The sequence below is a fragment of the Streptomyces sp. 3211.6 genome (assembly GCF_003634815.1).
Taxonomy (GTDB): domain Bacteria; phylum Actinomycetota; class Actinomycetes; order Streptomycetales; family Streptomycetaceae; genus Streptomyces; species Streptomyces katrae_A.
Window position 1 is genome coordinate 3236838 of record NZ_RBXC01000001.1, and the last position, 25836, is coordinate 3262673.

Sequence of the window (25836 nt, forward strand, 5' to 3'; positions counted from 1 at the left end):
GCGCCGCGTTCCGATCACAGGCCAAGGGAGAAGGGCCCGGACACCCACGGTGTCCGGGCCCTTCCTCACGGTGTGCGGCGCTTACGCGCTCTGCTGCTCCTGCTGCTTGCGCCAGCGGATGCCGGCCTCCAGGAAGCCGTCGATGTCGCCGTCGAGGACCGCCTGCGGGTTGCCGACCTCGAACTCCGTCCGCAGGTCCTTGACCATCTGGTACGGGTGCAGGACGTAGGAGCGCATCTGGTTGCCCCAGGAGCTGCCGCCGTCCTTGAGGGCGTCCATCTTGGCCTGCTCCTCCTGGCGGCGGCGCTCCAGCAGCTTGGCCTGGAGCACGTTCATCGCGCTGGCCTTGTTCTGGATCTGGGAGCGCTCGTTCTGGCAGGAGACCACGATGCCGGTCGGGAGGTGCGTGATGCGCACGGCCGAGTCGGTGGTGTTGACGCCCTGGCCGCCGGGGCCGGACGCGCGGTAGACGTCGACGCGCAGCTCGGTCTCGTCGATCTCGACGTGGTCGCTGGTCTCGACGACCGGCAGCACCTCGACGCCCGCGAAGGAGGTCTGGCGGCGGCCCTGGTTGTCGAAGGGCGAGATGCGCACCAGGCGGTGGGTGCCCTGCTCGACGGAGAGCGTGCCGTAGGCGTACGGGGCCTTGACCACGAAGGTGGTCGACTTGATGCCGGCCTCTTCCGCGTACGAGGTCTCGTAGATCTCGGTGGGGTAGCCGTGGCGCTCGGCCCAGCGCAGGTACATGCGCTGGAGGCGCTCGGCGAAGTCGGAGGCGTCGACGCCGCCGGCCTCGGCACGGATGTTGACCAGCGCCTCGCGCTCGGCGTACTCGCCGGAGAGCAGGGTGCGGACCTCCATCTCGTCCAGGGCCTTGCGGACGGACACCAGCTCGGCCTCCGCCTCGGCGAGGGTGTCCGCGTCGTCCATCTCCTGGGCGAGGTCGAACAGCACCGCGAGGTCGTCGATGCGGCCGCGGAGGGTCTCGGTCTTGCGGACCTCCGCCTGGAGGTGCGAAAGCTTGCTCGTGATCTTCTGGGCGGCGTCCGGGTCGTCCCACAGGGACGGCGCGGCGGCCTGCTCCTCGAGCACGGCGATTTCTGCCCTCAGCTTGTCGAGGTCCAGGACGGCCTCGATCGACCCCATGGTCGAGGAGAGGGACTTCAGCTCTTCGGAAACATCGACGACTGCCACGGGTCCAGCGTAGCCGGTCCGCGGACGGCCATCTCCGGCCAGGCCGGATCAACGGCTTCGGAGGAGGGCGGGTACGGGCGTACGCTCACCGTATGACCGTTCTACTCGTGAAGCGCCGCCATGTGGACCACATGCGTGTCACCACCACGAGCTGTCTGCCGCCGGACCTCGCACAAGCCTGATCAACCCCGATCCGACTTCGGTCCTGTACGCGGTCAGGTCCGCCCGGCGCCATCCCTGCCGGCCGGTCCGCTCCACGCTGCCCGCCGCCCCGCCATCTCTGGGGCACAGGACCCCGTGACATCCGAAACGGAGCCGTCATGCCGTCCGCGCACCCCTCCTCCTCCCCTTCCCTCGCTGTGATCGACCTCTCCCGGGCCGACGACCCCGCCGAGCGGGAGGACTTCCTCAAGCAGCTGCACGCCGCCGCCCGCGACACCGGCTTCCTGTACCTGACCGGGCACGGGATAACGGAGGCCGAGACCGCCCGCATCCTGGAGCTGACCCGGGCCTTCTTCGCGCTCCCGGAGGCCGACCGGCTGGCCGTGAGCAATCTGAACTCCCCGCACTTCCGCGGCTACACCCGCATCGGGCACGAGCTGACGGGCGGGGCCTCGGACTGGCGGGACCAGCTGGACGTGGGCGCGGAGCGGCCGGCGCCGCAGGTGGGGCCGGGTGACCCGGAGTACCTGTGGCTGGAGGGCCCGAACCAGTGGCCCGAGGCGCTGCCGGAGCTGCGGGAGGCGGTGCTGGGCTGGCAGGCGCGGCTGGCGGTGGTGGCGCACCGGCTGCTGCGGGAGCTGCTGGCGGCGATCGGGGCGCCCCCGGACTTCTTCGACGCGGCCTTCGCGGACCGGCCGCACCTGCACACGAAGCTGATCCGCTACCCCGGGTCGGCCCCCTCGGGTGCGGACCAGGGGGTCGGCGCGCACAAGGACTACGGCTTCCTGACGCTGCTGCTGCAGGACGGGGTGGGCGGGCTGCAGGTCGTCCGGGACGGCGGCTTCGTGGACATCCCGCCGCTGCCGGGGGCGTTCGTGGTGAACCTGGGAGAGCTGCTGGAGATCGCCACGGAGGGGTACCTGGTGGCCACCGACCACCGGGTGGTCAGCCCGCCGGGGGCGGTGGAGCGGTTCTCGGTGCCGTTCTTCTACAACCCGAGGCTGGACGCGGTGATCGACACCGTGCCCGGGGAGTACCTGCGGGCCGCGCCGGGGGTCGCGCACGACGCGTCGAACCCGCTGCACGCGGAGTACGGGCGCAACGAGCTGAAGGGCTGGGTCCGGGCGCACCCGGCGGTGGCACGGCGCTGGCACCCGTCGCTGGCCGCGTAACCGTCCGGGGGCGGGGCCGGGGGGCCGCTGCGCGGAGCCGTCTCCCCGCCCCGCCGCCCGACGGCTACGGCCGGGACGGCGACGAGTGCTTCGTCTCGCGCGGCGGCGGGGCGGACTCGTCGCCGGAGGCGGCCAGCCAGCTGCCCACCCCGACCGCCGCGGCCAGCGCCACCGCCGAGGCCGAGAGGACCAGCCGCCGCTTGCGCACCGCCTCCGCCCGGTGCCGGGGGGTGCCCGGCCGGTGCCCGCCGGCCGGCCGCGGGACGCGCGCGGTGCCCAGCGCCCCGCCCGCGAGCTCGTCGGGCGTCGGCACCCGCATGGAGGTGTGGGTGTCGCGGTTGGAATCCGTCGCGGACCCCGGGACCAGCGGCACCACCCCCCGCCGCCGCACCGGATCCGCCGCCGCCGACTCCTCCGACGCGCTCGCCGCCTCCGGCTCAGCCGGCTCCGCGTCGTCCGGCTCGTCCACGTCCAGCGGCGGCATACCCGCCAGCAGCGGCAGCAGCTCCCGCAGCCGTACCGACAGCTCCGAGGCCCGCAGCCGCGACGCCGGGGCCTTGGCCAGGCACTGGACGATCAGCTGCCACAGCTCCTCGGGGATCCCCGGCAGCGGCACCACGGTCTCGGTGACGTGCCGGCGCAGCACCGCGCCCGGGTGGCCCCCGCCGAAGGGGGTGAACCCGGCCAGCAGCTCGTAGAGCACCGTGGCGAGGGCGTATATGTCGACGGCCGCCCGCGGGGGCAGGCCCTCCACTATCTCCGGGGCCAGGTAGTCCGGCGTCCCGATGATCCGCGTCGCCTGCGCCGCCGCCCGCACCCCGGCCGGCACGGGGGCCCGGCGCGGGTGGTCGATGAGCTTGGCCACGCCGAAGTCGGTCAGCAGCGCGGGGTGCGCGCCGCCGGGACCGAGGGGGCCCTGCATGTCGAGCAGGACGTTCTCCGGCTTCACGTCCCGGTGGACGACGCCCGCCGCGTGCGCGGCGGCGAGCGCGTCCGCGACGTCCGCGACGATGGCCACGGCCGCCTCGGGGGCCAGCCGACGCTCGCGGTCGAGGCGCGTGCGCAGGTCCGTGCCGCGGACGAGGTCCATGACGAGGGCGAGGTCGTCGCCGTCCACGACCAGGTCGCGGACGGAGACGATGTGCGGGTGCTCCAGGCCGAGCAGGGCGCTGCGCTCCTGGACGAAGCGTCCGACCAGTTCCTGGTCGCAGGCGAGGTCCTCGCGCAGCAGCTTGACCGCGACGGGCCCGTCCGGCCCCTCGCCCAGCCACACCGTGCCCGCGCTGCCTCGCCCCAGGATCTGGTGCGCTGTGTACCGGCTGCCGATCTTCCGTGCCACGACTGCTCCCTCAGCGGCTGGCGTAACGCCCCAAAGTTACGCGGCCGAAGGGGGGCCCGGCGCTCCGGATCGCGGTGACCTTCACTTCTGCGGGCGAAATCACGCCCTGGAAGTCGACAAATCCACAAGGTCGGCGCTACGGAGGGCCGAAAAGGCCTTCCTGGGGCGCCCAGTTCGCGGGCCCCGGGGCTGCCTGGGCGTCAGGAACCGCTGCCGGAGCCGCCGTTCGTCTTGTCGCCGATCGAGCCGACGAAGTCGGCGACGTCCCTGCCCCAGCTCCACACCTGGTCCCACCAGCCCTTGCCGGTGCCGACCCACTCCTGGAGCGGGGTCAGTTCCCAGACCAGCCAGCCGCCCACGAAGAGCAGCAGGATCAGGACGAGGCAGCCCTTGAGGCAGCCCAGGCCCGGGATGCGGACCGGGTTGGCGCTGCGGCGGCGCGGCTCGCGCGGCGGTCGCGGTTCGCGCGGGGGCTGCTGGCGGGGCGGGCGCTGCTGCGGGGGCTGCTGCACCGGCGGCTGCGGCTGCGGGGGCTGCCGGTACGGCGCCTGCTGCTGCGGCTGCTGGTACGCCTGCGGCTGCTGGTACGGCTGGGGCTGGGGGGCGTACTGGGGCGGCTGCTGGTACTGCTGCTGCGGCGGCGGGGCCGGACGGTACTGCGGCGGCTGCTGGTACTGCTGCTGGTTCTGGCGCGGCTGGTGCTGCGGGGGCGGCGGGGCCTGGCGCTGCGGGCGGCGGCGCAGGGGGTCCTCGCCCGGGTCGAGGTACTGCATCTGCGTCTGCTCGTTGCGGTCCCGCGCTGCGGCCATCTGCGACTGCCACGGGTGCGGGGCGTCGGGCCGCTGCACGGGCGGCATGACGGAGGTCGGGTCGGGGGCGCCCGGGCTGCTGCCCGCGCCCGGCCCTCCGGCGACGGGCGGCAGGACGGTGGTGGCGTCCGCGCCGTCGACCGGCGGCAGGACGCTGGTCATGGCGTTCGGGTCGTACTCCCCCGCCGCCACCACGGGCGTCACCTCGGTCGGCGCGGCGCTCCCGGGGAACTGGGGGGCCGAGGTCGGGACCGGCGCCGGGGAGGGGTCGGGCGCGAGCAGCGCGCCGACGCCGAGGGCGGCCTCGACCTCGTCGGGCGAGGAGTGCACGCGGATGCCGGCGGCGACCACGCGCAGGCCGCGGGCCAGGCTCTCGGCGCTCGGCCGCTCGTCGGGCTCCTTGCGCAGGCAGCGCTCGATGACGATCCACAGCGCCTCGGGCACGGACGAGGGCCGCTGAGGGTCCTCGCTGAGGTGGCGGTGGAGCACCTCCAGCGCGGTGCCGCCGGCGAAGGGCGGGCGGCCGGTGAGGAGCTCGTACAGCAGGATGCCGGCGCCGTAGATGTCGACGGCGGAGGTCTGCGGGCGGCCCTCGGCGGACTCGGGGGCGACGTAGGCGGGGGTGCCGACGAACTCGTGGGTGCGGGTGAGGCCCGGGGAGTCGGCGAGGCGGGCGATGCCGAAGTCGGTGAGCATCGGCTTCATCTGCCCGTTGCTCTCGTCGAGCAGGACGTTGGCCGGCTTCAGGTCGCGGTGGACGACTCCGTCGGCGTGGCTGGCGGCGAGGGCGTCCGCGATCTGGGCGGTGAGCAGGGCCGCGGCGACCGGGCTGAAGGGGCCGTTCTGCCGGATGTACTTGTGCAGGTCCGGGCCGTCGATCAGGTCCATGACGAGGGCGAGGAGGTCGCCCTCGACCACGAGGTCGCGGGTACGGACGATGTTGGGGTGCGTCAGGCGCAGCAGGACGGAGCGTTCACGCAGGAAGCGCATGACGATGTCCGCGTCCTGGGCCAGCTCCTCCTTGAGGACCTTGATGGCAACGGTCTCGCCGGGCTGGCCGGCGACGGCCGCCTCCGCACCGGCCGTCTCCCGCTGGCGGGCACGCCAGACGGTGCCCGTGGCGCCGCGTCCGAGCGGCTCCTCGAGCAGGTACTTGCTGCCGACTGGCCGCACGTCTCGCGCTCCCCTGCTGTCGTCCTGCTGTCGTGGGTCCCCTGCGGGGCCCGGTGGGTTTCCGGCCCAACTCTAGGGGGTGTCCCGATGGAGGACGCGGGCCGAGGGAGGTTGGTTGCCGCACATTTGTGCGAAGGGTGAGTTTTGCGGCGTATGCCGGAGGCTCTTTTCCCCGGAATTGCCTCGTCGCTCGCCCGGCCGGGTGGCCGGATCCGAGCGGCAGGGGGAGCCGGCCTACGCGAATCAAGATCATTACTGGGCGGGTGCCGGGCGTGTTGCGGGCGACAGGTGCGAGGATGCACCCGTACGGAACGGCCGGGACGGGAGCCCTGCCTTCCGGCTGACCTGAACGGACGAAGCGTCCGTGCCGGGCGGGGGGTTGACCGGGCAGACATGTCCCGCCGCTCCCCCCGCCGGGCGCCCGCACCGTGCACTGCGCTCCGCGCAGAAGGGACCGCTGACGGCGATGCAGATCCGGCTGACCGTCCTCGGGTCGCGCGGCGGCCACCAGGCCGCCCCCGCGCCCGCCGGCTGTGACGTGCTCGTCACCGCCCCTGCCGGGACCGCGCTGGCCGCCGTGGCCTCCGGGCTAGCGGCGACCGTCGGCGGACCCGACACCCCCGCGGCCACCGCCGGGGGGACTCCCCGGGGCACCGTGGTGCTGTACGCCGGGTCGCAGCGGCTCGACCCCCAGCGCGCGGTGCTGGGCGAGCCGCCGCTCGTGGACGGGGCGGTGCTGACGCTGCACATCCCGGCGCCGGACGCGGACGCGCTCGGGGACGACGGGCTCGGCGCCCCGCAGCTGCACGTGGTGGCCGGCCCCGACGCGGGCGGCGTCCACCTGCTGCACCCCGGGTCGGTGCGGATCGGCCGCTCGGCGGACGCCGACGTCCCGCTGGACGACCCGGACGTCTCAAGGCTCCACTGCACGGTGACCGTGATGCCGGACGGACGGGTGGCGGTGGCCGACCTCGGCTCGACGAACGGGACGACGCTGGACGGCGCGGAGGTCGGCGTCCGGGCCGTCCCGCTGGCGCCGGGGGCGCTCCTGCGGATCGGCGAATCCACCCTCCGCCTGGCCACGGGCGGCGGCACCCGCCTGCCGGTCGTCCCGGACCACGAGGGCCACCTGGCCCTGGCGGGCGGGCCGGAGGCCGGTACGGATGCTTCCGGCGGCGCTCCGGGGCCGGGCGCGGGTACGTCCGGCGGTGCGGCCGGCCGGGGCACGGGCGCGCCCGACGCCGCTGCGGGCCGGCCGGCCGGGGGCTCCGGCGCGTCCGCCCCCCACCCCGGCGCCCCCGCCGCCACGGCCGGTACGGGGCCGCAGCAGGCTGCCGGAGCTCCGGTCCGGCCGTCCGCGCCCGGCGGCCGGGACCACCCGGGCGCTCCCGGCGGGGCCCACGCCGGGGCCTCCGGCCCCGGACCCGCGGCCCTCCACTCCGGCCCCGCATCCGCACCCGGCCGGGCCGCCGGTGCGGCCGACGGCGGCCCCCGGCGGCGGGGCGGGATCGGGGCCTGGGCGCGGAAGTGGGTGCGGGGGCAGGAGGACGTGGCGGTGGAGGCCGTCGGGGTGGTGGAGCCCGCCGCCGCGGTGCCCGACGCCGACGACCCCGCCGCCCTGCTGCTCGCCGCACTCGGGCCCACCGGGCGGCTCTGGTCACGGGGGCCGGGGCATCCCGGGTTCCTCGAAGTGGGGCTGGGAGCCGGCAGCCGGGTCGCGCTGTACGAGAGCGGGGCGCTCGGGATCGCCGGGCCGCGGGCCCGGCTCATGGGCGTCGCCCGGTCCGTCGTGGCGCAGCTCGCCGGACTGCACTCGCCCGCACAGCTGGAGATCGTGCTGCTGGCCGCCGACCGCGTCCGGCCCCTGCAGGAGCGCCGCCGCGACTGGGCCTGGCTCGGCTGGCTGCCCCACGTACGGCCCGCGCACGGCCAGGACTGCCGGCTCCTCCTCGCCTACGACCGCGACCAGGCGGCCGCCCGCACCGCCGAGCTGACCCGGCGGCTGGACGACGGTCCGCTCGGCAGCGGCTGGGCGGCCGCCGATCCGGCAGCCGTGCGCCGGACGGCCGACGCGTACGAGGGCCCCCGCACCCTCCTCGTCGTGGACGGCGACCCCGGTACCGCCGCCCTGCGCGAGCTCACCGGCCGGCTGGCCTCGCACGGCCCCGCCGCCGGCATCCACGTCCTCGCGCTCGCCGAGGCCCCGGCCGCCACCCCGGCCTCCCCGGTGGCGCAGACGTACGACACCGCCTGCGCGAGCGTCCCCGCCTTCCGGGACTGCGGCGCCGTCGCCCTGCTCAGCGGGGACGTCGCCACCGCCGTGCGCACCTTCGCGATCGGCGACGGCAGGCCCGTCCCGCCGGGCGGCACCGCCGTCGCCGACGGGGTGTCCGCCGCCTGGGCGGAGCGGTTCGCCCGCGCCCTGGCCCCGCTGCGCGCCGACGCGCCCCCGGCCGACCACCAGGGCGCCCACCGCCCGGCCGCCAGCCTCCCCGCGGCCGCCCGGCTCCTCGACGAGCTCGGGCTGGCCCGCGCCACCCCGGCCTCCCTGATGGCCCGCTGGGCCGCCGCCGCCGACCAGGGCCGGGCCGTCGGCGGCCTGGCCGACGTGGTCCTCGGGGCGGGCCGGCGCGGGCCGGTCGGCGCCGAGCTGGTCCACGAGGGCCCGCACCTGCTCATCGAGGGCCCCGCCGGCAGCGGCCGCACGGAGCTCCTGCGCTCCCTCGCCGCCTCCCTGGCGGCCGGGTCCCGCCCCGACCACCTGGGCCTGCTCCTCCTCGACGGCGCGGGCGGGGAGCGCGGCGAAGGCCTGCTGCCCTGCACGGAGCTCCCGCACGTGTCGGCCCATCTCGTGGCCTCGGACCCGCTGCGGATGCGGGAGTTCGCGCAGGCCCTCGCCACCGAGCTGGGGCGCCGCCACGAGCTGCTGGACGGGGTGCCGTTCGTGGAGTGGCACGGCCGGCGCAGCCTCTCCGACCGGATGGTCTCGCCCCGCGACCCCGGTCCGGGCGAGCACCGCGGCGACCTCGACCCGCAGCGCACCGGCACGCTGCGGCTGCGGGCCTCGGCTCCGCGCACCGACCCGGCCGCCGGGCCGAGTCCGCTGCCGCGGCTGGTGCTGCTGGTGGACGACTTCGACGCGCTGGTCGCCCCGGCCCTGGGCAGCCCGGGCCGGCCCGCCGCGGGTTCGCTCGTACGGATCCTGGAGGGCGTGGCCCGTGAGGGCGCCCGCCTCGGGGTGCACCTGATCACCGCCACCGCCCGCCCGGACCGCACCGCCGGGACCGAGCCGGCCCGCCAGGCGGCGCTGCGGGTGGAGCTGGACGCCCCGGACCGGCCGGGCCCCGGCCGCGGCCGGCTGCTGTACTCCGACGGGCGGGCCGTCCCGTTCCAGGCGGGCCGGGTGACCGGCCGGATCCCGCGCACCGCGACCCTGAGGCCCACCGTGGTTCCGGTGGAGTGGGAGCGGATGGGTGACCCGCCGGCCCGCCGTCCGGTGCGGGAGCTCGGCAACGGGCCGACCGACCTCGCCCTCCTGGCCAGCGCCCTCGACCGGGCCTCGCACCTGGTCTCGGCCATACCGGTGCTGTTCCCCGCGGCCCCCTGACGATCCGCCGCTCCCCCCCGACGCGGTATTGCGGGGGTGCGCGGCGCGGCGTAGACCTGGTGGCACGGAGCACTTCACGGCCACACGGCATCGGGGGCGGCACCATGTCCGGACAGCACGCACAGCACGGATCGAGCCAGACGGGAAGCGGCGCGGACGGCCGCAGGAGAAGCCCGGGAAGAGCGCGGGCGAGAGCGCACGCCTGGGCCGCCCTGGCCGCCGCCGGGGCGCTCGCGCTCGCCGCCTGCGACACCGGCGACGGCGGCGGCAGCGCGGGCAGCACCCCGTCCGCCGGGCAGGAGCAGGCGCACACGGTCGAATTACCGAAGCTCCCCGGCGAGAAGCTGGAGGTCTCGGCGGTCTGGACGGGCCCCGAGCAGGCCAACTTCGCCAAGGTGCTGAAGGAGTTCGAGAAGCGGACGGGCGCGAGCGTCGCTTTCGTCCCGGCCCAGGACCCCATCGTCACCTTCCTCGGCACCAAGGTCGCGGGCGGTCAGCCGCCGGACGTGGCGCTGCTCCCGCAGGTCGGCGCGCTGGTGGCGGCGGTGCACAACAAGTGGGCGCAGCCGGTGGGCCCGGAGGCCCGGGCGCAGCTGGAGGCGAACTACTCGCCGGGCTGGCGGCAGCTGGGGGCGGTGGACGGCACCCAGTACGGGGTCTACTACAAGGCGGCCAACAAGTCGCTGGTCTGGTACAACGCGAAGGCGTTCGAGGCGGCGGGCGTGAAGCCGCCGAAGACGTGGAAGGAACTGCTGGCGGCCGCGGACACCCTCTCGGCGTCCGGCACCCCGGCGGTCTCGGTCGCGGGCGCGGATGGCTGGACGCTGACGGACTGGTTCGAGAACGTCTACCTTTCGCAGGCGGGCCCGGAGAAGTACGACCGGCTGGCGAAGCACGAGATCAAGTGGACGGACGACAGCGTCAAGCAGGCGCTGACCACCCTCGCCGAGCTGTTCGGCCGCAAGGACTTCCTGGCGGGCGGCACCAGCGGGGCGCTGGCGACGGAGTTCCCCAAGTCGGTGACGCAGACCTTCACCGGGGGCGACCGGCCGGCGGCGGCGATGGTCTTCGAGGGCGACTTCGTGGGGGTGAACATCGCCCAGACGGAGGCGAAGGTCGGCAAGGACGCGCTCGTCTTCCCCTTCCCGGCGGTCGGGGCGAAGGCTCCGGTGGTGTCGGGCGGTGACGTGGCGGTGGCGCTGAAGCCGTCGAAGGGGGCGCAGGCCCTGCTCACGTTCCTGGCGTCGGCGGACGCGGCGCGGATCCAGGCCGCCGAGGGCGGTTTCGTCTCCCCGAACAAGGCGGTGGACCTCGCGGCGTACCCGAACGACATCCAGCGGGGCATCGCGAAGGCGCTGATCGCGGCGGGCGACGACTTCCGCTTCGACATGTCGGACCAGGCTCCGGCGGCGTTCGGCGCGACGCCGGGGACGGGTGAGTGGAAGGCGCTCCAGGACTTCCTGGCGAACCCGTCCGACGTGGCGGGGACCCAGGCGCGGCTGGAGGCGGACGCGGCCAAGGCGTACGGGAACTAGGGGCGTGAAGGCCTCGACGCGGGCGGCCCGGGACACCCCGGGCCGCCGGGCCGCCGCGCGGCGGCGGCTGGTCTCGGCGGCGTTCCTGCTGCCGGCGCTGGTGCTGCTGGGGGCGCTGGTCGTGCAGCCCATCGGCTTCTCGCTCTACCGCAGCCTCTTCGACCGTTCCGGGGACTCCTTCGTCGGCGCCGCCAACTACGAGGCGATCGTCCGTGATCCGGCGATCCGCACCGCGCTGCGCAACACGGCGGTGTGGGTGGCGGTGGCCCCGGCCGTGGCGACCGGTCTCGGGCTGGTCTTCGCGGTGCTGACGGAGCGGGTCCGCTGGGGGACGGCGTTCCGGCTGCTGGTGTTCATGCCGATGGCGATCTCGATGCTGGCGGCGGGGATCATCTTCCGGCTGGTGTACGACCACGATCCGCACCGGGGCGTGGCCAACGCGGTCGTGGTCGGGGTGCACGACACCTTCGCCGCGTCCTCGGCGTTCCCGAAGGCCCGTCCGGGCCGGGACTCCCCGCTGGAGCCGGCCGGGGACGGCGGCTTCGTGACGCGTGACCCGGTCCGGGCGGGTACCCCGGTGCTGCTGCCGCTGGTCGGGGTGGCGCCGGAGGCGCTGCCGGAGGGGGCCCGTACTGCGGTGGGGGCGCGTCCGGTGCCGGGGGAGGTGACGGGCACGGTCTGGCAGGACTTCACCCGGGGCGGGGGCGGCGCGGTGAACGTGGTCGACCCGGCGGAGACGGGTCTGGCGGGGATGCGGATCGAGGCGGTGAAGGACGGCCGGACGGTGGCGAGCGCCACGGCCCGCGCGGACGGCACGTTCACCCTGCCGGCCGCGGCGGACGGGGCCCGGCTGCGGCTGCCGGCGTCGAACTTCCGTGAGGCGTACGCGGGGGTGGAGTGGCTGGGGCCGGTCCTGGTGACCCCGGCGGTGATCGGCGCGTACGTGTGGATGTGGGCGGGGTTCGCGATGGTGCTGATCGGTGCGGGGCTGGCGGCGGTGCCGCGGGAGCTGCTGGAGGCGGCCCGGGTGGACGGGGCGGGCGAGTGGCAGGTGTTCCGGCGGATCACCGTGCCGCTGCTGGCGCCGGTGCTGGTGGTGGTGCTGGTGACCCTGGTGATCAATGTGATGAAGGTCTTCGACCTGGTCTTCGTGATCGCGCCGGGCGCCGTCCAGGACGACGCGAACGTGCTGGCGCTCCAGCTGTACCGGACCTCTTTCGGCACGGACGCCGACCAGGGGCTGGGCAGTGCCATCGCGGTGCTGCTGCTGGTGCTGGTGGTACCGGTGATGCTGGTCAACATCCGCCGGATGCGAAGGGAGGCCTCCCGGTGAACGCCGTACGGCGCCTCGCGGGCAGTGTGCTGCTGCGCGTGTTCCTGGTCCTGGCCGCGCTGTTCTGGCTGGTGCCGACCGTCGGTCTGCTGGTCTCCTCCTTCCTGTCCCCTGGCGATCTGAACCGGGGCGGCTGGTGGCGGGCGCTGACCGCGCCGTCCCGGCTGACGGCGTCCAACTACGCGCACCTGCTGGCCAACGACACGATCACCGGCTCCCTGCTGAGCACGGCCCTGATCGCCGTCCCGGCGACCGTGCTGGTCCTCACCCTGGGCGCGCTCGCCGGATACGCCTTCGCCTGGCTGGAGTTCCCCGGCCGGGACTGGCTGTTCCTGGTCGTGGTCGGGCTGCTGGTGGTGCCCGTGCAGGTGGCGCTGATCCCGGTGTCCGAACTCTTCGGCGCGATCGGCCTGTTCGAGACCACGGCCGGGGTGGTGCTGTTCCACACCGCGTTCGGGCTGCCGTTCGCGGTGTTCCTGCTGCGGAACTTCTTCGCCGAGATCCCGCGCGAGCTGCTGGAGGCGGCGCGGCTGGACGGGGCGGGCGAACTGCGGCTGTTCGCCCGGGTGGTGCTGCCGCTGGGCGGGCCGGCGATCGCCTCGCTGGGCATCTTCCAGTTCCTGTGGGTGTGGAACGACATGCTGGTGGCGCTGGTCTTCGCCGATTCGGCGCACCCGCCGGTGACGGTGGCGCTCCAGCAGCAGGTGCGGCAGTTCGGGAACAACATCGACGTGCTGGCGCCCGGGGCCTTCCTGTCGATGGTCGTGCCGCTCGTGGTCTTCTTCGCCTTCCAGCGGCAGTTCGTGACGGGGGTGATGGCCGGGGCGGTCAAATAGCTCCAAAAGCCTTGTGATCATGCTGTTGACGTGGTGTGTTGACGCTGCGTAACCCGAATGCCGCAGGGCACGTAACCCGATCGCCACGCGGGCGTTGCTGGGGGCACCTCCCAGCGGCGGCTGGGGGAGCAACATGCCCGCGCCGACCCCTGGATGTGCCGTGCCCCGGTTCAGCGTCATCGTGCCCGCGTACAAGGTTCAGGCGTACCTCCAGGAGAGCCTGGACTCGGTGCTGTCGCAGTCGTACCCGGATCTGGAGCTGATCGCGGTCGACGACGCCTCCCCCGACGCCTGCGGTTCGATCATCGACGAGTACGCGGCCCGCGACCCCCGCGTCACCGCCGTGCACCTGGCGCACAACCTCGGCCTGGGGCCGGCCCGCAACGCGGGCCTGTCCCGGGCCACCGGCGACTACCTGGTCTTCCTCGACGGCGACGACACCCTCGCCCCGGGCGCCCTGCAGGCCATCACCGACCGGCTCAAGGCCACCGGCTCCCCCGACGTCCTCGTCTACGACTACGCCCGCGCCTTCTGGACCGGCGAACTGGTCCGCAACCGGCTCGCGCACCGCCTCAGCGAGGAGGGCCCGGCCAGCTTCCGGCTCGCGGACCGCCCGGCACTGCTGGGGATGCTGATGGTGGTCTGGAACAAGGCGTACCGCCGCGAGTACGTGGAGCGCGAGGGCCTCGCATTCCCGCCCGGCTTGTACGAGGACACCCCCTGGACCTATCCGGCGCTGCTGGCCGCCGAGTCCGTGGCCGTCCTCGACCGGGTGTGCGTGCACTACCGGCAGCGGCGCACCGGCTCGATCCTGACCACCACCAGCCGCCGCCACCTCGACATCTTCGACCAGTACGACCGGGTCTTCGGCTACCTCGCGGGCCGGCCCGAACTGGAGCGCTGGCGCCCGGCGGTGCACCGGCGGATGGCCGAGCACTTCTGCGCCGTGTACGCCGACCCCCGCCGGCTCCCGCGCGCCGGCCGGGCCGAGTTCTTCGCCCGCGCCGGCGCCCTGCTGCGCCGCTACCGCACCCCGGGCGGTGCGGGCGCCCTGCCGCCGGCACCGAGCCGCACCGACCGGCTGCGGCACACCCTGATGCGGCTCGGGGCCCGCCGTACCTACCGGCTGGCGTCGGCGGCCCGCGCGGCGGCGCTGGCCGCGGCCCGGGCGGGCTCGGCCCTGCGGCGGGGGCTGCACGAGAGCGCCCTGCGCCTGCACTACCGGATCCAGCGGCTGCGGCCCCTGCGGCCCGAGCTCGCGGTGTTCTCGGCGTACTGGCACGGCGGCTACGCCTGCAACCCGGCCGCCATCGAGGCCACGCTGCGCGAACTGGCCCCGCACATGCGGACGGCGTGGATCTGCGACCCCCGGCACACCGCGACCCTGCCGCCCGGGACGACGCCGCTGAAGCCGGGCTCGGCCGCGTACTGGACGGCGCTGGCCCGGGCCACGTACCTGACGACGAACGTCAACTTCGACCGGGGCCTGGTCAAGCGGCCGGGCCAGGTCCTGCTCCAGACCCAGCACGGCACCCCCCTCAAGCGGGTCGGCCTCGACCTCCAGGACCGCCCGGCCGCCGCCCCCACCGCCGACTTCGAGGGCCTGCTGCGCGGCGCCGACCAGTGGGACTTCCTGCTGTCCTCGAACCGGCACTCCACCCTCGTGTGGGAGAAGGCCGTCCCCGCCTCGTACACCACCCTGGAATACGGCTACCCGCGCAACGATCCCTTCCACCGGGCCACCCAGGCCGAGGTCGTGGCCCTGCGCGAACGCCTCGGCATCGCCCCGGGCACCACCGTGATCCTCTACGCCCCCACCCACCGCGACTACCGGCGCAGCCGGCCCGAGCACCTGGACTTCGAGCGGGTCCTGCGGGACCTGGGGCCCCGCTTCACGGTCCTGTCCCGCACCCACCTCACGTACGCGGGCACCGAGCGGGCCCGGGACGTGCACCCGAGGCTGCTGGACGTCTCCGACCACCCGTCGGTGGAGGAGCTCTGCCTGGCCTCGGACGCGCTGGTCACCGACTACTCCTCCCTGATGTTCGACTACGCCTGCCTGGACCGGCCGATCGTGATCCACGCGGACGACTGGGAGGCGTACGAGGCAGCCCGCGGCACCTACTTCGACCTGCGGGCCTGTCCGCCGGGGGCGATCGCCCGGACCGAGGACGAGCTGGTCGACATCTTCGGCACCGGGCACTGGCAGGGCTCGCGTTCGGCCCAGCTGCGGGCGGCGTTCCGCGCGCGGTTCTGCTCGTACGACGACGGGTACGCGGCCGAACGCGTGGTGCGGCGCGTCTTCCTGGGCCAGCAGACGCCGCTCCCGGCGGTCGTCCCGCTGGAGGACCGCCATCCCGCGCCGCCGGCGCCCTCCCCGGCTGCGGCCCCGGCCCGCACGCCGCTGACGGCGGGCCTGTGGCCGTAGTCAGCGCAGGGTGAGCGGGGTCTCGGACAGGACGCGGGTCAGCTTCTCGGGATTGCGGACGTAGTAGAGGCCGGTCACGCGGTCGCCGTCGATCCGCATCGCCATGATCCCGTCGAGCTCGCCGTCCAGATGGGCGACGAGGGCGGGGCTGCCGTTGACCACGGTGGGGGCGAGGGTGAGCGGCAGCCTCGTCTTGCCGATGCCGCCGAGGAGGAAGCGGGCCACCTTGTCGGCGCCGCCGATCGGACGGAGCGCGGCCTGCTTGAGGCCGCCGCCGTCGCCGATGAGGACCACGTCGGGGGCGAGCACGTCGAGGAGGGCCTGCGGGTCCCCGGTCTCCACGGCCCGCAGGAAGGACTCCACCGCCGCGGAGGCCGCGCTCGCCGGGACCACCTGGCGCGGGCGGCGGGCGTCGACGTGCTTGCGGGCCCGGTGCGCGATCTGGCGTACGGCCGCCGGGGTCTTGTCGACGGCGGCGGCGATCTCCTCGTAGCCGAAGTCGAAGGCCTCGCGCAGGACGAAGACGGCGCGTTCGGTCGGCGAGAGGGTTTCGAGGACCAGCATCATCGCCATCGACACGCTCTCGGCCAGCTCGGCGTCCTCGGCGACGTCGGGGGCGGTGAGCAGCGGCTCCGGCAGCCACTGGCCGACGTAGGCCTCCTTGCGGCGCTGGAGGCTGCGCAGCCGGTTGAGGGCCTGGCGGGTGGTGATGCGGACCAGGTACGCGCGCTGCTCGCGGACCTGTGACAGGTCGACGCCGGCCCAGCGCAGCCAGGTCTCCTGGAGGACGTCCTCGGCGTCGGCGGCCGATCCGAGCATCTCGTAGGCGACGGTGAACAGCAGGTTGCGGTGGGCGACGAACGCCTCGGTCGCCGGGTCGGTGGTCTCGGTGCTCATGTCCCGTTCCCTCTTCTTCGCGGCCGGTGCGGGCCGGCGGTGGTCTTCGGACGTGCGCCCACCGGAAGATCATCTTGCCGGGGAGGGCGTCCCGCCGGGGGCGGTCCGTCCGGATGGGCTCCGCAGCGCGGCGGTCAGGCGGCCTGTCCGGCGGTCGCCGCCACCCCGGCGTCCCGCGCGTCCGCGGCGTCGCGTGCTTCTCCGGCGTCGCGTGCGTCCAGCAGCTTCCGGCGGGTGGCTCCCGGGACCTGGTGCAGCTTGTACGCGCCGGGCTTGTGGGCCTCTCCGGCCAGGTGCTTGACGACGCCCTTGCAGACGAGCTCCTTGAGCTTCGCGCCGAGCCGGCCGTCGGCGTGGAGCCACACGGCACGGTCGGCCTTGGTGGCGAACTGGAAGATGCCGTCGCGGCGGCCCAGGCTGATGCACTGGCCCGCGAACCCCTGCCTGAGCGTCCCGGGCCGCTCACCCGCGATCCGGGACAGGACGGTGTCCGCGGCCCGCGCGCCCAGCGGGATCGCGGCCTGGCAGCTCATCCGCGGCGGCAGTCCCGACGGCGCCGCCGAGTCCCCGGCCGCGACGATGCGTTCGTCGTCCACGCTGGTCAGGGTCTCGTCCGTGAGCAGCCGGCCCAGGGCGTCGGTGCGCAGCCCGCTGCGCACCGCCAGGTCCGGCACGCCGAAGCCGGCGGTCCACACGGTCACCCGGCTGGGCAGTTCACGGCCGTCGGCCAGGTGCACGGCGCCGGCGGCCACCTCCGTCACTCGCGCGCCGGGGCCGTCCAGGACGGTGACGCCGAGCGCCGCCAGGCGGCCGGCGACCGAGCGCCGCCCCCGGGCGTGGAGGTAGGGGCCCAGGACCCCGCCGCACACCAGGGTCACCGCACGGCCCTCCTCGGCCAGCTCGGCGGCCGTCTCGATGCCCGTCGGACCGCCGCCGGCCACGACGACCGGGGCCTGCCCGGAGGCCGCCTCCAGCAGGGGGCGCAGCCGCCGCGCCTCCTCGAAGGTCGCGAGCGGGTGGGCGTGCTCGGCGGCCCCCGGCACGCCCGGATCGGCGCTGCCGCTGCCCACCGCGTAGATCAGGTAGTCGTAACCGGCCCTGGCACCGGAAGCCAGCTCCACCGACCGGCCGGCCGCGTCGATCCGCGTCACCGAGTCGACCACCAGGCGCACGCCCTCGGCCAGCACCTCGCGGTAGGCGACCACCGCCGAGTCGGTGCCGCCCGCCAGCTGGTGGAGACGGATCCGGTGTACGAAGTCCGGGCGCGGATTGACCAGCGTCACCGCCACGTCACCACGCCGCGTCAGCCGGTTGGCCGCCATGACACCCGCGTATCCGCCGCCGATGACGAGGACTTCGGTGCTCTTGCCGCTCATGGTCGCTCCTCCGGTTCCAGGGGGTTCGACCACAGGACAACGCAGGCCCGCGGAACGTGACACGGTGTGCGCCGGATCACACCGGCGGGGCAGTGCCGGACCGCGCCGCCCGGCGGGTCAGCCGGCCTTCAGCCCGGCCACCGCCGAGCGGGCGAGTCCGTCCAGGTAGGCGGCGGGTACGGAGTCCCCCACGACGACCTGCCGCCAGTACAGCGGCCCGATCGCCAGGTCCAGGGCCCGCTCGGGGGAGGCGGAGTCCGCCAGTTCGCCGCGCGCGACGGCCTCCGCGACGATCCCCTCGGCGAGCCGGCGCTGGCCGTCCAGCAGGGCCCCGCGCACCGCGTCGGCGATCTCCGGGTTCCGGGCGGCCTCCACCAGCAGGTCGGGGATCACCGCCGAGGCCACGGGGTGGCGCAGGACATGGGTCATCACCTCCAGCAGGGCGCGGACGTCCCCGTAGAGGGAGCCGGTGGCGGGGACGGGCAGGCCGTCGGTGGCGAAGGCGCCGATCAGGTCGAGGACCAGGTGCAGCTTGGACTTCCAGCGCCGGTACACGGCCGTCTTGCCGACTCCGGCGCGGCGGGCGATGCCCTCGATGGACATCCGGGCGAAGCCCGCCTCCGCCAGCTCCGCGAGCACCGCGGCGCGGATCGCCTCCGTCACGTCCTCGCGCAGGACGGCCGCGCCGGCGGGGGCACGGCGGGCCGGGGCGGGCGCGGGGGCGGCGGTCGGGGCGGCGGCAGGCTCGGTGGTCATGCACAGAGCATAGCCGCGCACGCCGCCACTACCCCGTCACGACGATACGGTTGCGTTCCGTCCCTCTGGGCCCTAACCTCGCCGTAGCGACGATACGGACCCGTCCCGTCGCCCGGCCCACCCCGCACCCGTACGGGGACCCCCTCGGGGTGCCCCCGGCCGGCGACGCACCGACCCGTCGAAAGCGAAGCCCGTGACCCGAGCGACCTCCGCGCCACCCGCCGCGGCCCCCACCACCGCCGCGGAACTGGCGGCGGCCCACGGCCTGACCCTCAGCGGCGCCCGCCCCTCCCTCCCCGGCTACGTCGCACAGCTGTGGGACCGCCGCCACTTCGTGATCGCGTACGCCACCGCCCGGATGCAGGCCACGTACAGCACGGCCAAGCTCGGCCAGGTCTGGCACCTGATGACCCCGCTGCTCAACGCGGCCGTCTACTACTTCATCTTCGGCCTGGTCATGCACGCCAGCCACGGCGTGCCGGACTACCTGCCGTTCCTGATCACCGGCGTCTTCGTCTGGGACTTCATCGGCAGTTCGGTCAACACCGGCACCCGCGCCGTCCACAGCAACCTCGGCCTGGTCCGGGCCCTGCACTTCCCCCGCGCCAGCCTGCCCCTGTCCTCGGTGGTCCAGCTCTTCCAGCAGCTGCTCGTCACCATGGGCGCCCTGGTCATCCTGCTGCTGGCCTTCGGACAGGTCCCCTCCCCGGCCTGGCTGCTCGCCCTCCCGGCCCTCTTCCTGATGGCCGTCTTCTGCGCCGGCTGCGCCATGGTCATGGCCCGCGTCGGCAGCAAGAACCCCGACGTCAGCCAGCTGATGCCGTTCGTGCTCCGCACCTGGATGTACTCCTCGGGCGTGATGTGGTCCATCGACGCCATCCTGCGCACGGACCACCTGCCGCACTGGGTCACGATGATGCTCAAGCTCAACCCCGCGGCCGTCTACATCGACCTGATGCGCTTCGCGCTGATCGACAGCTTCAAGGCCTCGCAGCTGCCCCACCACGTCTGGCCGATCGCCATCGGCTGGGCCCTGTTCGCCGGCATCGGCGGCTTCGTCTACTTCTGGAAGGCAGAGGAGGAGTACGGCCGTGGCTGACACCCTCACCCGCACCGGCGCCGCCCCCGGCGCCGCCGCCGACACCCGCGTGCCCACCGTCATCGCCGACGAGGTGCACGTCGTCTACAAGGTCAACTCCGGCACCCGCAAGGGCGGGGCCACCGCCGCGCTCAGCCGCATCTTCTCCCGCAAGCCCGCCCCCGGCGTCCGCGAGGTCCACGCCGTCCGCGGCGTCAGCTTCACCGCCTACAAGGGCGAGGCCATCGGCCTCATCGGCACCAACGGCTCCGGCAAGTCCACCCTCCTCAAGGCCATCGCCGGCCTCCAGCCGGTCGCCCGCGGAGCCGTCTACTCACACGGCCAGCCCTCCCTCCTCGGAGTGAACGCCGCCCTGATGAACGACCTCACCGGCGAACGCAACGTGGTCCTCGGCGGACTGGCGATGGGCATGACCAAACAGCAGATCCGCGAGCGCTACCAGGACATCGTCGACTTCTCCGGCATCAACGAGAAGGGCGACTTCATCTCCCTGCCCATGCGCACCTACTCCTCCGGCATGGGCGCCCGGCTGCGGTTCTCCATCGCCGCCGCCAAGGACCACGACGTCCTGATGATCGACGAGGCCCTCGCCACCGGCGACGCCGCCTTCCAGCGCCGCAGCCAGGCCCGCATCGAGGAACTCCGCGCCCGGGCCGGCACCGTCTTCCTCGTCAGCCACGCCATCGGCACCGTCCGCGACACCTGCGACCGGGCCATCTGGCTGGAGTCCGGCGTCATCCGCATGGACGGCCCCTCCAAGGAGGTCTGCGACGCCTACGAGGCGTACACCCGCGGCTAGGGCGTGCCGCAGCGGAAACGGGCCGGGCCCGGAACCCTCCGAGGGGTTCCGGGCCCGGCCCGTTCGCTCCGGCGGCTGCCCGACGACTAGACGTGCGCCCGCAGCAGCGAGCGCATCGTGCGCATCGCCACCGACAGGTTCGCCAGGTCGAAGTCGTCCGAGCTGCGGATCTCGTCCAGGGTCGTCCGCGCCCGGGCGATCAGCGCCGCGTTCTTCGCCTCCCACGCCTGGAAGCGCTCCTCGGGAGCCGCGTCCGCGTCGCCCACCGACAGCACGTCCGCCGTCAGCGCCGCGTGCGCCGCGAACAGGTCCTCGCGGATCGACGCACGGGCCATCGACTGCCAGCGGTCCGACCGCGGCAGGTCGATGATCCGGTCCATCAGCTGCGTGATCTCCAGCCGGTCGGCCAGGTCGTAGTACACCTCGGCGACCGCCAGCGGGTCCACGCCCGTCCGGTCGGCGGTCGCGACGATGTCCAGCGTCGGGAACGCCGACGAGAACCCGGCCACCTTCGCCGCGAGCTCCGACGGCACGCCCTCGCCCGTCAGCTCGTCCATCACCGACTGGTACCACTCCAGGTCCGCGCCGCGCACCAGCTTCGGCAGCTCGGCCCAGACCTGCGCCACCCGCGCGCTGAACAGCTCGACCGTCTCGGTGATCTGCAGCGGCTGCGGCCGGTTGTTCAGCAGCCAGCGCGTACCGCGCTCCACCAGGCGCCGCGAGTGCAGCCGCACCCGGGTCTGGACGTCGGCCGCGACCTTGTTGTCCAGGGCCTCGACCTCGTCCCACACCTCGGCCAGGCCGAAGATCTCACGGGCCGACAGCTGCGCCCGGACGATCTCCTCCAGCGAGGCCCCGGTCTCCTCCCGCAGCCGGTGCAGGAAGGTCGAACCACCGGTGTTGACGGTGTCGTTGACCAGCAGCGTCGTGATGATCTCGCGGCGCAGCGCGTGCCCGTCGACCTGCTCGGGGAACTTCGCCACCAGCGCGCCCGGGAAGTAGGCGTGCAGCAGACGGCGCAGGTACGGGTCGTCCGGGAGCTCGGTGTGGATGAGCTCGTCCGCCACCGTGATCTTGGTGTAGGCGAACAGGACGGCCAGCTCCGGCTGGGTCAGACCACGGCCGGTGTTCAGCAGCTCGCGGATCTGCCGGTCGTTGGGCAGGAACTCCAGCTGGCGGTCCAGCTGCCCGTCGCGGCCCAGGCGGCGCATGAAGCGCTGCTGCGCGTGGAGCAGGCTCGACGCCTGCGCCGAACCGTTGGCCAGGGCCACGTTCTGCGCGTAGTTGTTGCGCAGGACCAGGTGGCCGACCTCGTCCGTCATCTCGGCGAGCAGCTTGTTGCGCTGCTTGACCGTCATGTCACCCTCGGTGACCAGGGCGTTCAGCAGGATCTTGATGTTCACCTCGTGGTCCGAGGTGTCCACGCCCGCGCTGTTGTCGATGGCGTCGGTGTTGATCTTGCCGCCCTCGCCGCCGGCGCCGCTGCGGGCGAACTCGATGCGGCCCAGCTGGGTCAGACCCAGGTTGCCGCCCTCGCCGATGACCTTGGCGCGGACGTCGGAGCCGTTGACGCGGATGGCGTCGTTGGCCTTGTCGCCGACGTCGGCGTGCGTCTCGGCCGTCGCCTTGACGTACGTACCGATGCCGCCGTTCCACAGCAGGTCCACCGGGGACTTAAGGATCGCCTGCATCAGGTCGGCCGGGGTCATCTTGGTGACGCCCGCCTCGATGCCGAGGGCCGCCCGCATCTGCGCGTTGACCGGGATGGCCTTCGCGGTGCGCGGGTGGATGCCGCCGCCCGCCGACAGCAGCGCGGTGTCGTAGTCCGCCCACGAGGAACGCGGCAGCTCGAACAGGCGCCGGCGCTCGGCGTACGAGGTGGCCGCGTCCGGGGTCGGGTCGATGAAGATGTGCCGGTGGTCGAAGGCGGCGACCAGGCGGATGTGCTCCGAGAGCAGCATGCCGTTGCCGAAGACGTCACCGGACATGTCGCCGACGCCGACGACCGTGAAGTCCTCGGTCTGGGTGTCGTGGCCCAGCTCGCGGAAGTGCCGCTTGACCGACTCCCAGGCACCGCGGGCGGTGATGCCCATGCCCTTGTGGTCGTAGCCGGCGCTGCCGCCCGAGGCGAAGGCGTCGCCCAGCCAGAACCCGTACGACTCGGCGACACCGTTGGCGATGTCGGAGAACGTCGCGGTGCCCTTGTCGGCGGCGACGACGAGGTAGGTGTCGTCCCCGTCGTGGCGGACCACGCCCTTGGGCGGGACGACCTCGCCCGCGACCATGTTGTCGGTGATGTCGAGCAGCGCCGAGATGAAGATCTTGTACGAGGCGATGCCCTCGGCGAGCCACGCGTCGCGGTCCACCGACGGGTCCGGCAGGTTCTTGGCGACGAAGCCGCCCTTGGCGCCGACCGGCACGATGACGGTGTTCTTCACCATCTGCGCCTTGACCAGGCCCAGGATCTCCGTACGGAAGTCCTCACGCCGGTCGGACCAGCGCAGACCGCCTCGGGCGACCTTGCCGAAGCGCAGGTGGACGCCCTCGACGCGCGGGGAGTACACCCAGATCTCGAACGCCGGGCGCGGGGCCGGCAGGTCCGGGATGGCCTGCGGGTCGAACTTCATCGACACGTACGCGTGCTGCTCGCCCGCGTCGTTCAGCTGGAAGAAGTTCGTGCGCAGGGTGGCCTTGATCAGCGTCAGGAACGCCCGCAGGATGCGGTCCTCGTCGAGCGAGGCGACCTGGTCCAGGGCCCCGTCCAGCTCCTCCAGCATGGCGTCGACGAGCTCGGTGCCGGCGGCCTGGCGGCCGGGCGACATCCGCGCCTCGAAGAGGGAGACCAGCAGCCGGGTGGTGTGGACGTTGTTGCGGAGGGTGTCCTCCATGTAGTCCTGGCTGAAGGTGGAGCCGGCCTGGCGCATGTACTTGGCGTACGCGCGCAGGACCACGGCCTGCCGCCAGGTGAGCCCGGCGCCCAGGACGAGGGTGTTGAAGTTGTCGTTCTCGGCCTCGCCGGTCCACACGGCCGCGAAGGCCTCCTGGAACCGCTCGCGGGCGTCGTCGCCGAGGTAGGCGTCGCCGTTGCCCGCCGGGGGCATCCGCAGGCCGAAGTCGTAGATCCAGGCGCTCACCCGGTCGCTGCGGCGCAGCTCGTACGGGCGCTCGTCGGTGACCTCGACGCCCAGGCGCTGGAGGACCGGCAGGACGGCCGACAGGGAGACCTGCTCGCCCTCGCGGTAGATCTTGAAGCGGCGCTCGCCCGGGCCCGCGCCGACGGGCTCGTACAGGGAGAGCGCGAACTCGCGGTCGCTGGCGGAGAGCCGCTCCAGGTGGCACAGGTCGGACACGGCCATGCGCGGCGTGTGGTCGGCCTTGTAGCCCTCGGAGAACGAGCCGCTGTACTTGCGCAGCAGCTCGGCGGCGCGCTCCTCGCCCAGCTCGGCCGTCAGCGCCTCGCCGAAGCCGTCGGCCCAGGAGCGGGCGGCCTCGACCAGGCGGGCCTCGACGCGCTCGACGTCGGCGTCGGTCAGCGCGGGCAGCCGGGTGCCCTGCGGGACGCGGACGACGAAGTGGATGCGGGACAGGACCGACTCGGTGTTCCAGGCGGTGAAGTCGACGCTGGTGCCGCCGAGCTCCTCCTTCAAGATGTCCATCAGCCGCAGCCGGACGCCGGTGGTGAACCGGTCGCGCGGCAGGTAGACGAGCGCCGAGTAGTAGCGGCCGTACTCGTCCTGGCGCAGGTAGAGGCGCAGCCGGCGGCGTTCCTGGAGGTACAGGACGGAGGTGGCGATCTCGCGGAGCTTGTCGACGGGGGTCTGGAACAGCTCGTCGCGCGGGTAGGTCTCCAGGATCTGGAGCAGGTCGCGGCCGTCGTGGCTGGACGGCGAGAAGCCGGCACCCTCCAGCACCTCGGCGACCTTGCGGCGGATCACCGGGACGCGGCGCACGGACTCGGTGTACGCGGCGGAGGAGAACAGGCCGAGGAAGCGGCGCTCGCCGACCACGTTGCCCTCGGCGTCGAACTTCTTCACGCCGACGTAGTCGAGGTACGAGGGGCGGTGGACGGTCGCGCGGCTGTTGGCCTTGGTCAGCACCAGCAGCTCGTGCTCGCGGGCCTTGGCGCGGGCGTCGGCCGGCAGCCGGTTGAAGGACGGCGAAACGGGGTGCGCGTCCTCCTGGCCGTGGTGGACCGGGTCGGAGCGCAGGATGCCCAGACCGGTACCGGGGACGGCCGCGAGGGCGTCGCCGTCGACCAGGTTGTACTCGCGGAAGCCGATGAAGGTGAAGTGGTCGTCGGCCAGCCAGCGCAGCAGCTCGCGGGCCTCCTCCAGCTCGTACTCGCGCAGGTCCGGCGCGGTCGGCTCGTCCGGCAGCTCGTCGGCGATGCGCAGCGCGGCGTCGCGCATCTTCTCCCAGTCCTCGACGGACTCGCGGACGTCGGACAGGACGCGCAGCAGGTCGCCGGTGATCTGCTTGAGGTCCGCCTTGTCGGTCTCGCGGTCGATCTCGACGTGGATCCAGGACTCGACGAGGGAGTCGTGGGGGCGCGCGGTCTTGGGGCCGTGGGCGTCGCAGTCGGGGCCGAGGATCTCGATCAGCTTGCCGGTGACGTCACGGCGCACGACGACCTGCGGGTGGATCACGACGTGGATGCCGCGGCCCTGGCGGGACAGCTCGTTGGTGACCGAGTCCACGAGGAAGGGCATGTCGTCGGTGACGACCTCGACGACCGAGTGGCTGGAGGTCCAGCCGTTCTCCTCGACCGTGGGGGTGTGCACGCGCACGCTCGCCGTGCCCTGCGGGCGGTTCTCCGCCAGCCGGTAGTGGGAGAGCGCCGCACCGAACACGTCGACCGGGTCGCAGTCCGCGAGGTCCTCGGGGGCCGTGTGCAGGTAGTAGCGCTGGAGGTAGGCGAGCGTCGCGCCCTGCCCGGGGTGCTCCCCTTGCTCGGACCCAGTCGGAAGTAGCCCCCCGGCCGGGCTGTTCTCAGCTACCCGTGCCGCCCGCGCGAGCAGCTCGGCCTTTGCTTCGTCCAGCTTGGTCTGCATGTCCTCTGGCTCCTGTCGCGCGCCATTGCGTGACGTAGGTGAAGGAAGGAATGACAAAGCGCCGCGATGGGGTGGGAAGTCCGTCCGGATCCGGTTGCGACGCCGTGTCGTCGGGAGAGCCGCCCGGGAGGGCTTCGACCATGATCGACAGGTCCCGGCGGCGGGGATCAGCGAGGGCCCGGGCACGAATGTGCGCCGGGCGCGGGCCGGGGGCATGGGTGCCCCCGAGGACTATCGCGCTGATCACGGGTACAAGGCTATCTCGCCGGA

15 protein-coding genes are annotated in these 25836 nt (G+C 73.9%); 8 read left to right on the forward strand and 7 right to left on the reverse strand.

Annotated elements, in window-relative coordinates; translation table 11 throughout:
* Positions 1-81: 81 nt before the first annotated feature.
* Positions 82-1194, reverse strand: coding sequence for a peptide chain release factor 2 (prfB, locus tag BX286_RS14855; protein ID WP_079427417.1), 1113 nt, complete (start codon positions 1192-1194; stop codon positions 82-84).
* 320 nt (positions 1195-1514) lie between these two features.
* Between prfB and BX286_RS14860 the strand changes: the two genes are divergently transcribed.
* On the forward strand, positions 1515-2528 hold the full coding sequence (locus BX286_RS14860) for an isopenicillin N synthase family oxygenase (RefSeq protein WP_121015142.1): 1014 nt from the start codon (positions 1515-1517) through the stop codon (positions 2526-2528).
* Positions 2529-2592: 64 nt separating this feature from the next.
* On the opposite strand, the gene BX286_RS14865 is transcribed toward BX286_RS14860, so the two are convergent.
* Both BX286_RS14865 and BX286_RS14870 read right to left on the reverse strand, forming a co-directional pair.
* Positions 2593-3867, reverse strand: coding sequence for a serine/threonine-protein kinase (locus BX286_RS14865; RefSeq protein WP_121015144.1), 1275 nt, complete (start codon positions 3865-3867; stop codon positions 2593-2595).
* Positions 3868-4067: 200 nt separating this feature from the next.
* Positions 4068-5849 (reverse strand): serine/threonine-protein kinase, encoded by a 1782-nt coding sequence (locus BX286_RS14870; protein ID WP_121015146.1) that lies wholly within the window; start codon positions 5847-5849, stop codon positions 4068-4070.
* A gap of 466 nt (positions 5850-6315) precedes the next feature.
* Between BX286_RS14870 and BX286_RS14875 the strand changes: the two genes are divergently transcribed.
* The 5 genes from BX286_RS14875 (at position 6316) to BX286_RS14895 (ending at position 15588) form a co-directional block, all read left to right on the forward strand.
* Positions 6316-9456, forward strand: coding sequence for an FtsK/SpoIIIE domain-containing protein (locus tag BX286_RS14875; protein ID WP_121015148.1), 3141 nt, complete (start codon positions 6316-6318; stop codon positions 9454-9456).
* Positions 9457-9560: 104 nt separating this feature from the next.
* On the forward strand, positions 9561-10991 hold the full coding sequence (locus tag BX286_RS14880; protein WP_100863561.1) for an ABC transporter substrate-binding protein: 1431 nt from the start codon (positions 9561-9563) through the stop codon (positions 10989-10991).
* A 4-nt stretch (positions 10992-10995) separates the two neighbouring features.
* Positions 10996-12324 carry a carbohydrate ABC transporter permease gene (locus tag BX286_RS14885; RefSeq protein ID WP_261993427.1) on the forward strand — a complete coding sequence of 443 codons (1329 nt, stop codon included), beginning with the start codon at positions 10996-10998 and terminating at the stop codon, positions 12322-12324.
* Entirely contained in the window at positions 12321-13160 is an 840-nt protein-coding gene (locus BX286_RS14890; RefSeq protein WP_079427431.1) for a carbohydrate ABC transporter permease, read from the forward strand. Before BX286_RS14885 ends, BX286_RS14890 begins: the two co-directional genes overlap by 4 nt.
* 160 nt (positions 13161-13320) lie before the next feature.
* Entirely contained in the window at positions 13321-15588 is a 2268-nt protein-coding gene (locus BX286_RS14895; protein ID WP_121015150.1) for a bifunctional glycosyltransferase family 2 protein/CDP-glycerol:glycerophosphate glycerophosphotransferase, read from the forward strand.
* Here BX286_RS14895 and BX286_RS14900 read toward each other — a convergent pair whose 3' ends face one another.
* From BX286_RS14900 to BX286_RS14910, 3 genes are all read right to left on the reverse strand, one after another.
* A complete protein-coding gene (locus BX286_RS14900) occupies positions 15589-16485 on the reverse strand; it encodes an RNA polymerase sigma-70 factor (protein ID WP_079427435.1) in 897 nt (298 codons plus the stop codon).
* A gap of 134 nt (positions 16486-16619) precedes the next feature.
* Positions 16620-17861, reverse strand: a complete 1242-nt coding sequence (locus tag BX286_RS14905) for an NAD(P)/FAD-dependent oxidoreductase (RefSeq protein ID WP_100863559.1) — start codon at positions 17859-17861, stop codon at positions 16620-16622.
* 117 nt (positions 17862-17978) lie between these two features.
* On the reverse strand, positions 17979-18617 hold the full coding sequence (locus BX286_RS14910; RefSeq protein ID WP_079427439.1) for a TetR/AcrR family transcriptional regulator: 639 nt from the start codon (positions 18615-18617) through the stop codon (positions 17979-17981).
* Between the two features lie 193 nt (positions 18618-18810).
* On the opposite strand from BX286_RS14910, the gene BX286_RS14915 reads away from it, so the two are divergent.
* Entirely contained in the window at positions 18811-19716 is a 906-nt protein-coding gene (locus tag BX286_RS14915; RefSeq protein ID WP_079427441.1) for an ABC transporter permease, read from the forward strand.
* Complete coding sequence (locus tag BX286_RS14920; protein WP_079427443.1) at positions 19709-20515, forward strand: ABC transporter ATP-binding protein; 807 nt, start codon at positions 19709-19711, stop codon at positions 20513-20515. The genes BX286_RS14915 and BX286_RS14920 overlap by 8 nt, the downstream gene beginning before the upstream one ends.
* An 86-nt stretch (positions 20516-20601) precedes the next feature.
* On the opposite strand, the gene BX286_RS14925 is transcribed toward BX286_RS14920, so the two are convergent.
* Positions 20602-25566 (reverse strand): NAD-glutamate dehydrogenase, encoded by a 4965-nt coding sequence (locus BX286_RS14925; protein ID WP_121015153.1) that lies wholly within the window; start codon positions 25564-25566, stop codon positions 20602-20604.
* Between the last annotated feature and the right edge of the window lie 270 nt (positions 25567-25836).